Source organism: Bacillus coreaensis (genome assembly GCF_050586445.1).
Lineage (GTDB): Bacteria > Bacillota > Bacilli > Bacillales > Cytobacillaceae > Robertmurraya_A > Robertmurraya_A coreaensis.
This window is the reverse complement of sequence record NZ_JBOCCY010000025.1, coordinates 45,169-54,115: the sequence shown is the minus strand read 5'-3', so window position 1 is coordinate 54,115 and position 8,947 is coordinate 45,169. Positions and strand designations below refer to the sequence as shown.

Sequence of the window (8,947 nt, the reverse complement as noted above, 5' to 3'; positions counted from 1 at the left end):
CATGTATTAGGCACGCCGCCAGCGTTCGTCCTGAGCCAGGATCAAACTCTCCAATAAAGAGTAAGATTAGCTCTTAAAGTTAAAACGTTGGCTAGTGTATTTTCAACACTAATCATTTTTTTTGTTGACGTATGATTTGTTTAGTTTTCAAAGAACAATTTATTAGCTCGTCGCTCTTGGGCGACTTTTTAATATTACCAGAAGCAACTGTGAGAGTCAATAACTTTTTTAAATTATTTTCTCAGAAGGTTAACTCCTTTTGCGGCAACAGATAATAATATATCATCATATCGAGCTGAATGCAACATGTTTTTTAATAAAAAAGTAGCGTACAAGAATAATTCATATCCTTGTACGCTACTTAGATCGTTAACGATGTCTCATCGCTGGGAATAACAATACATCTCTAATAGAAGGTGCATTAGCTAGGAGCATAACGAGTCTATCAATTCCGATTCCTAAACCACCTGTAGGAGGCATACCATACTCAAGAGCTTCAATAAAGTCATCGTCCATCATATGAGCTTCATCATTACCTTCTTCACGCTCTTTTAATTGTGCTTCAAAACGTTCACGTTGATCAATCGGATCGTTCAGCTCAGTGAAAGCATTCGCGTGTTCACGAGCCACAATGAATAATTCAAATCGATCCGTAAAGCGAGGGTCTTGATCATTTTTCTTAGCAAGAGGGGATATTTCAACCGGATGACCATATATAAATGTCGGTTGAATTAACTTTTCTTCTACTTTTTGCTCAAAGAACTCGTTAACAATATGGCCATAAAGCATAGTATCTTTAATTTCTACTCCATGTTCCTTCGCTAAAGCTCTTGCTTCTTCTACACTCATTTCTCTCCAGAAATCAGCACCTGTATATTCCTTAATTGCATCTACCATATGAAGTCTCTTCCATTCTGGCTTAAGGTTTACTTCATATTCACCGTATTGAATAGTAGTTGTCCCTAATACTTCTTGAGCAATATGAGCAATTAGATTTTCTGTAAGGCTCATAATATCTTGATAATCAGCATAAGCTTCATACAGTTCAATCATTGTAAATTCAGGATTGTGACGAGTAGATACTCCTTCGTTACGGAACACACGTCCAATTTCATAAACTTTCTCTAAGCCACCGACAATCAGACGCTTTAAATGAAGTTCGATGGCAATACGCATATATAATTCCATATCTAATGCATTATGGTGTGTTATGAATGGACGAGCAGATGCCCCACCTGCGATTGCATGCATCATAGGCGTCTCTACTTCTAGGTACCCCTTAGAATCCAGGTATCTTCTCATAGATTGTATGATCAAACTACGAGTAATGAATGTGTGTCTGCTTTCTTGACTCATAATAAGATCAACATAACGTTGGCGGTAGCGCTGTTCAATATCCTTCAGACCGTGGAATTTATCAGGAAGCGGACGTAATGACTTTGTTAAAAGCTGAAAGTCTTCTACTTTTACAGATAGCTCTCCAACTTGTGTCTTAAACAATGTTCCAGTTACACCAACAATATCTCCTAAATCAGCAAGATTAAAGATTTCATATTGCTCTTCACCTACAGCATCTTGACGAACATATATTTGCAGTTGTCCCTTTAGGTCTTGGATATGTGCAAAGCCAGCTTTACCTTTGCCTCGCTTTGTCATGATACGTCCAGCAATAGTTACCGCAATATTTTTATTTACCAGCTCTTCTTTTTCCATTTCTCCGTACTGATTAATAAGCTCTTGGGAGAAGCCAGAACGTTCAAATCTCTTTCCGAATGGATCGAGACCCTTTTCTTGAAGGGAAGCTAGTTTTTCTCTTCTGACTTGTAATTGGTCATTAAGTTCCTCATGACTCATTTTTTATCAACTCCATTTTCCTTCTTGTATCTATCAAACATCAATTGCTTGAATTTATGTAATAACACCATCTTATAAGCATACTATATTATTTTACACAAAGTGAGAAAAACAGACATTAAAAAAGTAAAATAAAATAAAAACTGCCAGCATTAACTGGCAGTTTACATAATCAAACGTATTATATTGAATGTTCGCTTAGAAGTCAAATCTTAACCTACTTGAGATTCCATCGCTTCTTTTTCTTCTTCTATAACTAAAGCTGTTAATAAAGTAACAAGGTCAGCACGAGTATTGCATTCATTAATACCATTACGCACCTTCGCATTTCCTCTAATTCCTTTTAAATACCAAGCTGCATGCTTACGCATTTCACGAACAGCTACATATTCTCCTTTAAGAGCAATAAGACGATCTAAGTGAAGTATGCACACATCAATTTTTTCACGAACGGTTGGCTCACCCATGAGCTCCCCTGATTCAAGGTATTTAACCGTACGGTAGATCATCCAAGGATTCCCTAGAGCTGCACGACCGATCATAACTCCATCACAGCCAGTTTCTTCTAGCATACGCTTTGCATCTTGAGGAGTCGTTACATCTCCATTACCGATTAATGGAATACCGATTGATTGCTTAACCTCACGAATAATATCCCAGTTTGCTTTTCCTTCGTACATTTGGACCCGAGTCCGACCGTGTAAAGAAACTGCCTTACCACCAGCTCGTTCAACGGCCTGGGCATTCTTAACAGCGTAAATATGATCTTCATCCCAGCCCATACGCATTTTTACAGTAACCGGCTTTTTCACAACATCCGTAACCGCAGAAACCATCTCGTAAATTTTATTAGGATCTAAAAGCCACTTTGCACCTGCATCGCATTTTGTGATTTTCGGAACCGGACATCCCATATTAATATCAATAATATCCGCATTAGTATTTTCATCAACGAACTTGGCAGCTTGGACTAATGTCTCTTTTTCTCCACCAAAGATTTGCAAGCTCAATGGCTTCTCTCTTTCATCGATGTAAAGCATATTCATTGTTTTTTCGTTTTTTAAGATAATTCCTTTATCACTAACCATCTCAGCACAAACTAGACCTGCACCAAACTCTTTAACAGTTAGACGAAAAGCAGAGTTACATACTCCGGCCATTGGAGCTAACACTACTTGATTTTTCATTTCCATATTACCAATTTTAAGCATGTTACCCCTCCGTCTTAATAATATATTTATTCATCCACCTCTTGTGGCATTAAATCCTTTACAGAAACTTTTAGTGCTTGAGCCGCTGTTTCCACTAAATGATCTGAAGGCATTCGATTTCCTCGTTCTATTTCGCCCAATACAGAAACAGAAACACCGATTTCCTTAGCAAACCCTTCTTGTGTAAAACCTTTTAGTTTTCGAAAAGCGCGAATACGTCTTCCCCATTTTTCTGCTTCCATATTCGTACCCCTTCTTTTTCAGCGTTCATATTGAAATAGTCCTCTATCGACTTATCCTGATTTGGTATCATGATGGAAGAATCTATCTCAAGTAATGGCGCAAGAACAAACGCGCGTTCCTGCATTCTTGGATGTGGAACAATTAGGTTCTCTGCTTCAATATTTTCTTGATTGTAGAGCAAAATGTCAAGGTCTATTATTCTTGGGCCCCACTTGAATTCCCTTTTTCTCCCTAAATCTTTTTCAATACGAAGGCAGATTTCTAATAATTCATCCGGCGTAAGTGTGGTTCTAACCGAGATTACCATATTTAAAAAGTCATCTTGTTCCGTATATCCAACCGGAACCGTATCATAAATAGAGGAGCATTTTACCAAATGAATTTCTTTTTCCACTTTTAAATAATGAATGGCATTTACTAGGTTTTTATATCGATCTCCCATATTTGTACCTAAGGAAATATAGGCCAAGTTATTCATTTGATCTACTCCTCATTATTTCAACTGCGACTGATTCATAATGTCCTTGAATCGGTGGATCAGGCTTGATTACCTTTACCGTTACAGCATGGGCTTTAGGAAATTCCCTTAAAACGCGTGAAGCAATTTCCTCAGCAACTGATTCTACTAGCTTAAATGGTTTACCTTCCACAATATCTTTACACAGTTGGAAGAGCTCACCATAGTTAATGGATTCATTCAAGTTGTCACTTTGGCCCGCCTTCTTTAAATCTACTTCAACAACAAGATCAACCATAAATCTCTGACCCAATCGATTCTCTTCTGGGAATACACCATGAAAACCATAAAATTGCATACGGTTAACGTAAATTTTATCCATCATATTCTCCTTTTCCCATCATCGCATCCATCATTTTTGCCATTCGACTAATTTCCTTCACATCGTGAACTCTGACGATTTGGCATCCCTGTTGAATACCGTAACATACGGTTGCTCCTGTTCCTTCCATTCGTTCATGTACAGGTAAGTCTAATACTGCACCTATCATTGATTTTCGAGACGTTCCGAGAAGAACAGGGTAACCGATAGCTACAAGCCTATGTAGATGTCTCATCATTTCCAAGTTTAACTTTACATTCTTCGCAAAACCAATGCCGGGATCTAATATAATTTGTTCGTCACTCACACCAGCATCCTTCACTAGAGTTATGCTTTCATATAAATCATTCATAACATCCCTGAAAAAAGACTGATAGTTCCGATCCTCCCGGTTATGCATGAGAATGATAGGTGCCTTTGTTTCAGCTGCTACTTGTTTCATATTCGCGTCAGCCTTAGCACCCCATACATCATTAATAATATGAGCTCCAGCAGCCAGTGCCTCTCTAGCAACATCTGCTTTGTATGTATCGATGGATATAGGAACATCAACTGCTTTTGATATTGCTTTAATAATAGGAACCACACGTTCAATCTCTTCCTCTGAAGGTATAAATCTCGCCCCAGGCCTTGTGGACTCCCCACCGATATCAATGATATCAACTCCTTCTTCCACCATCTCAATCGCTCGTTTGACCGCTTCATCAATTCTATTAAAGCTTCCACCATCAGAAAATGAATCAGGGGTAGCATTTAAAATTCCCATGATGATTGTTTTCTTCTCGAAATCTAATGTATATGGTCCAGCAGTAATCAATTGGTCCGCCTCCTAATTCCTTTGTTGAATTATTTCTCTTCTACTCCAAAGTCTATTTGAACACAAACGATACTCTTTGTGCAGCTCCTGAAAAAACTCACCCTTTACACCAGGAAATACAAGTGAATCTAATTTAGAAATAGCGACAATCTCTTGAATCGAGTTTGTAACAAATATCTCAGTTGCTTTATTCAGTACGTCTGGTTTATAAAAACCTTCCTTAACCTGTACAACCTTTTTTCTAGCAAGCTCTATAATAAATGATCGGGTGATTCCATTTAATATTCCTGTACCAAGGTCAGGGGTAAACAATTGGTTATCTATTACCCAGAAAATATTTGAGACGATTCCTTCTGCTATAAAACCATCCTCCGTTAGAAAAATCCCTTCCACATCTGTCCGATTTCCTATTTCTTTTTTTGCCAATAGATTATTCATATAGTGGTGAGACTTCAAACGTAAGGGGCCTTCTGGAGTATTTCGACTGAGCTTTAGAAACTGAACTTCCTTCTCTATCGGTCCACCGGCTTTGGAAAGAGGCTTTACAAACATCATTACATTGGCATGTTCATACGGCTCTACTGGTAAACCGACCGCTCCGACCCCTGCTGATACATTTAGTCGAATATAAGCATTGGATAACTGGTTCTTTTCCAATAGAAGCTTGAGCGCTTGAATCACTTCGTCTTTATTTAGGATTTTTTGAATTCCAATCATCGCTAGACTGCTATTTAGTCGTTCAAGATGATCCTCTATTAAAAAGGGATGATCTTCATATACACGAAATGTTTCAAATAATCCCATGCCATAAAGGAACCCATGATCAAAAGGAGAGATTCTTGCCTCCTCCTCCTTAATCATTTCTCCATTCATATACAAATACATCAATATCCCTCATTCTTTGGAGACAATTCCATTTTGTAATACGAAACAAAATTCTGAAGCAATTGTTTCCCTGCCATTGTCATAATAGACTCTGGGTGGAATTGAACCCCCTCTACCGGAAGATCCTTATGCCTGATTGCCATGATTTCTCCTTCTTTCGTCCAAGCAGATATTTCAAAGCATTCTGGCAGCGTCTCTCTCTTTACAATTAAAGAGTGGTATCTTGTTGCGGGAAAAGGGTTTGGTAATCCTTCAAAGATTGTTTTTCCATCATGATACATTAGAGAGGTCTTACCATGCATTAACCGCTCTGCTTGCACGACATCTCCCCCGAATACTTGAGCGATCGACTGATGACCTAGGCATACTCCAAAAACGGGAATCTTTCCTGCAAATTCCTCTATTGCTCGTAATGATATCCCTGCTTCATTCGGACTACATGGGCCAGGTGAAACCATAAGAAAGTTTGGACCTAACTCTTGAATGTCTTGAATACTTATGGCGTCATTTCGCTTAACTTCCAAAGTCTCACCAAGTTCACCTAAGTACTGAACAAGATTAAAAGTAAATGAGTCATAATTATCTATCATTAAAATCACTGGAATTCACCTTTTTCTGCCAATTCTTTTGCTCTCCATAGAGCCATTGCCTTTTTCAAAGATTCTTTGTATTCATGTTTAGGATTGGAATCTATGACGATTCCTGCTCCCGCTTGTACAAAAGCTTGTCCTTCCTTTACTAGCATGGTTCGAATGACAATATTAATTTCCATGTCATCATTAAAACCAATCCAACCCATGGAACCTGTATAAATTCCGCGTTGAACCGGCTCGAGCTCTTCAATAATTTCCATTGTTCGGACCTTAGGGGCTCCTGTAATCGTACCACCAGGAAAGGCTGCATCAATTAAATCAAAAGATGTTTGATCCGGTCGTATGACACCTCTAACATTCGAGACAATATGCATCACATGCGAATATCTTTCAATAACCATAAATTCGTTTACTTCAACCGTTCCGTACTCACAAACTCTTCCTAAATCATTTCGTTCTAAATCAACGAGCATCACATGCTCTGCTCTCTCTTTTTCATTTTCAATGAGTTCCTTTGCAAGTCTGAGATCTTCTTCTTCATTCTCTCCTCGAGAACGAGTCCCAGCAATCGGCCTTGTACTAACCTCTTTTCCATGCTTTTTAACAAGGAGCTCGGGAGACCCACCTACAATCTGAAACTCAGGGGTATGTAAATAACTCATATAAGGTGAAGGATTCAATTGTCTAAGCTGGTCGTATACATTCACCGCTGGAATAGATATTGCTTTTGCTTGACGGACAGATAAATTCACTTGAAAGATGTCGCCTTGAGCAATGTACTCCTGAATTCTTTCTACCGCTTTCATAAACTGCTCGTCGCTCATGGAAACATGAAGATCATCATTATGAGGAGTAATTCTTTCTTGTTCAAACTTCAAGAGTGCGCTTGTCCACTTTGACTCCCACTCATCGAGATCATCTGGACTTTCATATCCCTTCTCTTGAATCTGCAAGAGCCAGAGTGTTTCCTTTTCATGGTCAAACACAAACCATTCATTAAAGAGGAAAAAATAAACCTCAGGCATGTCCAAATCATCCGATGAAAATCTAGGCAGTTTCTCTATATAGCGCACATAATCATAGCTGATATAACCTATAAGGCCTCCTTGAAAATCCGGAAGCCCTTCCTGATGCTCAAGCGTATATTGAGCAAGATACTCTTTCATTAAATGAAGAGGATTCCCTTGTAGTTCCTGTTTATTATCCTTTTCAACAATCGTTAGTTTGTTGTTTTTCCCAATAAAGATTGTTTCTGGTCCAAAAGCGGCAATATTGTATCGTCCACCTCGGCCACTTTCTAACAACACATGGTGTTGATATGACCCAGAAAGCTCTCTGTACTTCTGGTAAAACCTTTCTTTATCAAAAGGTATCTGTTTGCTAGTTAATGTTAGTATTTTCAAAAAAGGTTCTCCCCTTTAAAAAAGTGAAAATAAAAGTGCCTTGTCTTATTTTACTATTTGCATAAATAAAAACAACAGCCCTAGGGACTGTTGCTTAGATTTGATTAATCTTCGAATTGATATAATGGAGTACTTAGGTAACGCTCACCGTTACTTGGAATAATTGCCAGCACTTTCTTACCTGCTCCAAGCTCTTTTGCTACCTTCAATGCAGCACAGATAGCTGCACCCGAAGAGATTCCTCCAAGAATTCCTTCTTCCTTTGCTGCACGACGTGCATATTCGAAAGCTTGGTCATTAGAGATTTGAATCACTTCGTCGTATACCTTTGTATCAAGAATATCAGGGACAAAACCTGCACCGATCCCTTGAATTTTGTGTGGACCTGGCTTACCACCTGATAATACAGGTGAATCAACTGGTTCAACCGCAAAAATTTTAACATTGTCAAAAGTTTGCTTAAGAACTTGACCAGCTCCTGTAATCGTTCCACCCGTTCCGATCCCTGAAACGAATGCATCAAGACCTTCACTCATTTGCTCAACAATTTCCTTACCTGTCGTTCTTCTGTGAACTTCAGGGTTAGATAGGTTTTTAAATTGTTGTGGCATAAAGTAGCCATTTTCTTTTGCAAGTTCTTCCGCTTTACGAATAGCTCCGCCCATTCCTTCTGGACCAGGTGTTAAAACAAGCTCTGCTCCGTATGCACGAAGGAGGTTACGTCTTTCCATACTCATCGTTTCAGGCATAACTAAAATAGCTCTGTATCCTTTTGCTGCAGCAACCATGGCAAGACCAATTCCCGTGTTACCACTCGTTGGCTCAACAATCGTATCTCCAGCCTTAAGTTCTCCACTCTCCTCAGCTGACTCAATCATCGCAAGAGCAATACGGTCTTTTACTGAGCTTCCTGGATTCATATATTCAAGCTTTAAGTATACATCTGCGCTACCTTCTTCAACAAGGCGATTAAGCTTCACAATCGGCGTTTGCCCGACTAGTTCTGAAATAGAGTTTGCTACACGTGCCATCAACAACCACTCCTTATTCCGACTATTTTTATTGGTTTAATTTAATTTATATCATAAATTTGCCATGTGTC

General features: G+C 38.8%; 10 protein-coding genes. All 10 read right to left on the bottom strand.

Features of this window, described 5'->3' with window-relative positions; translation table 11 throughout:
- Window positions 1–369: 369 nt before the first annotated feature.
- The 10 genes from lysS to cysK all read right to left on the bottom strand — a co-directional run bounded on the left by lysS (window position 370) and on the right by cysK (window position 8,876).
- A complete protein-coding gene (lysS, locus tag ACQ5H4_RS22465) occupies window positions 370–1,854 on the bottom strand; it encodes a lysine--tRNA ligase (RefSeq protein WP_430777110.1) in 1,485 nt (494 codons plus the stop codon).
- Window positions 1,855–2,066: 212 nt separating this feature from the next.
- Complete coding sequence (gene dusB, locus ACQ5H4_RS22460; RefSeq protein WP_430777109.1) at window positions 2,067–3,065, bottom strand: tRNA dihydrouridine synthase DusB; 999 nt, start codon at window positions 3,063–3,065, stop codon at window positions 2,067–2,069.
- 26 nt (window positions 3,066–3,091) lie between these two features.
- A complete protein-coding gene (locus ACQ5H4_RS22455; RefSeq protein WP_160548447.1) occupies window positions 3,092–3,307 on the bottom strand; it encodes a helix-turn-helix domain-containing protein in 216 nt (71 codons plus the stop codon).
- The gene (folK, locus tag ACQ5H4_RS22450) at window positions 3,259–3,786 is read right to left on the bottom strand and encodes a 2-amino-4-hydroxy-6-hydroxymethyldihydropteridine diphosphokinase (protein WP_430777108.1); all 528 of its coding nucleotides are present in this window, start codon (window positions 3,784–3,786) and stop codon (window positions 3,259–3,261) included. Before folK ends, ACQ5H4_RS22455 begins: the two co-directional genes overlap by 49 nt.
- Window positions 3,779–4,147 (bottom strand): dihydroneopterin aldolase, encoded by a 369-nt coding sequence (folB, locus tag ACQ5H4_RS22445; RefSeq protein WP_430777107.1) that lies wholly within the window; start codon window positions 4,145–4,147, stop codon window positions 3,779–3,781. Before folB ends, folK begins: the two co-directional genes overlap by 8 nt.
- Entirely contained in the window at window positions 4,140–4,913 is a 774-nt protein-coding gene (gene folP / locus ACQ5H4_RS22440; RefSeq protein ID WP_430777114.1) for a dihydropteroate synthase, read from the bottom strand. Before folP ends, folB begins: the two co-directional genes overlap by 8 nt.
- A gap of 63 nt (window positions 4,914–4,976) precedes the next feature.
- Window positions 4,977–5,849: an aminodeoxychorismate lyase gene (gene pabC / locus ACQ5H4_RS22435; RefSeq protein ID WP_430777106.1), complete on the bottom strand. Its 873-nt coding sequence runs from the start codon at window positions 5,847–5,849 to the stop codon at window positions 4,977–4,979.
- Window positions 5,849–6,448: an aminodeoxychorismate/anthranilate synthase component II gene (gene pabA / locus ACQ5H4_RS22430; RefSeq protein ID WP_430777105.1), complete on the bottom strand. Its 600-nt coding sequence runs from the start codon at window positions 6,446–6,448 to the stop codon at window positions 5,849–5,851. Before pabA ends, pabC begins: the two co-directional genes overlap by 1 nt.
- Window positions 6,445–7,845 (bottom strand): anthranilate synthase component I family protein, encoded by a 1,401-nt coding sequence (locus tag ACQ5H4_RS22425; RefSeq protein WP_430777104.1) that lies wholly within the window; start codon window positions 7,843–7,845, stop codon window positions 6,445–6,447. The genes pabA and ACQ5H4_RS22425 overlap by 4 nt, the downstream gene beginning before the upstream one ends.
- 104 nt (window positions 7,846–7,949) lie before the next feature.
- Window positions 7,950–8,876: a cysteine synthase A gene (gene cysK, locus ACQ5H4_RS22420; protein WP_430777102.1), complete on the bottom strand. Its 927-nt coding sequence runs from the start codon at window positions 8,874–8,876 to the stop codon at window positions 7,950–7,952.
- Window positions 8,877–8,947 lie beyond the last annotated feature (71 nt).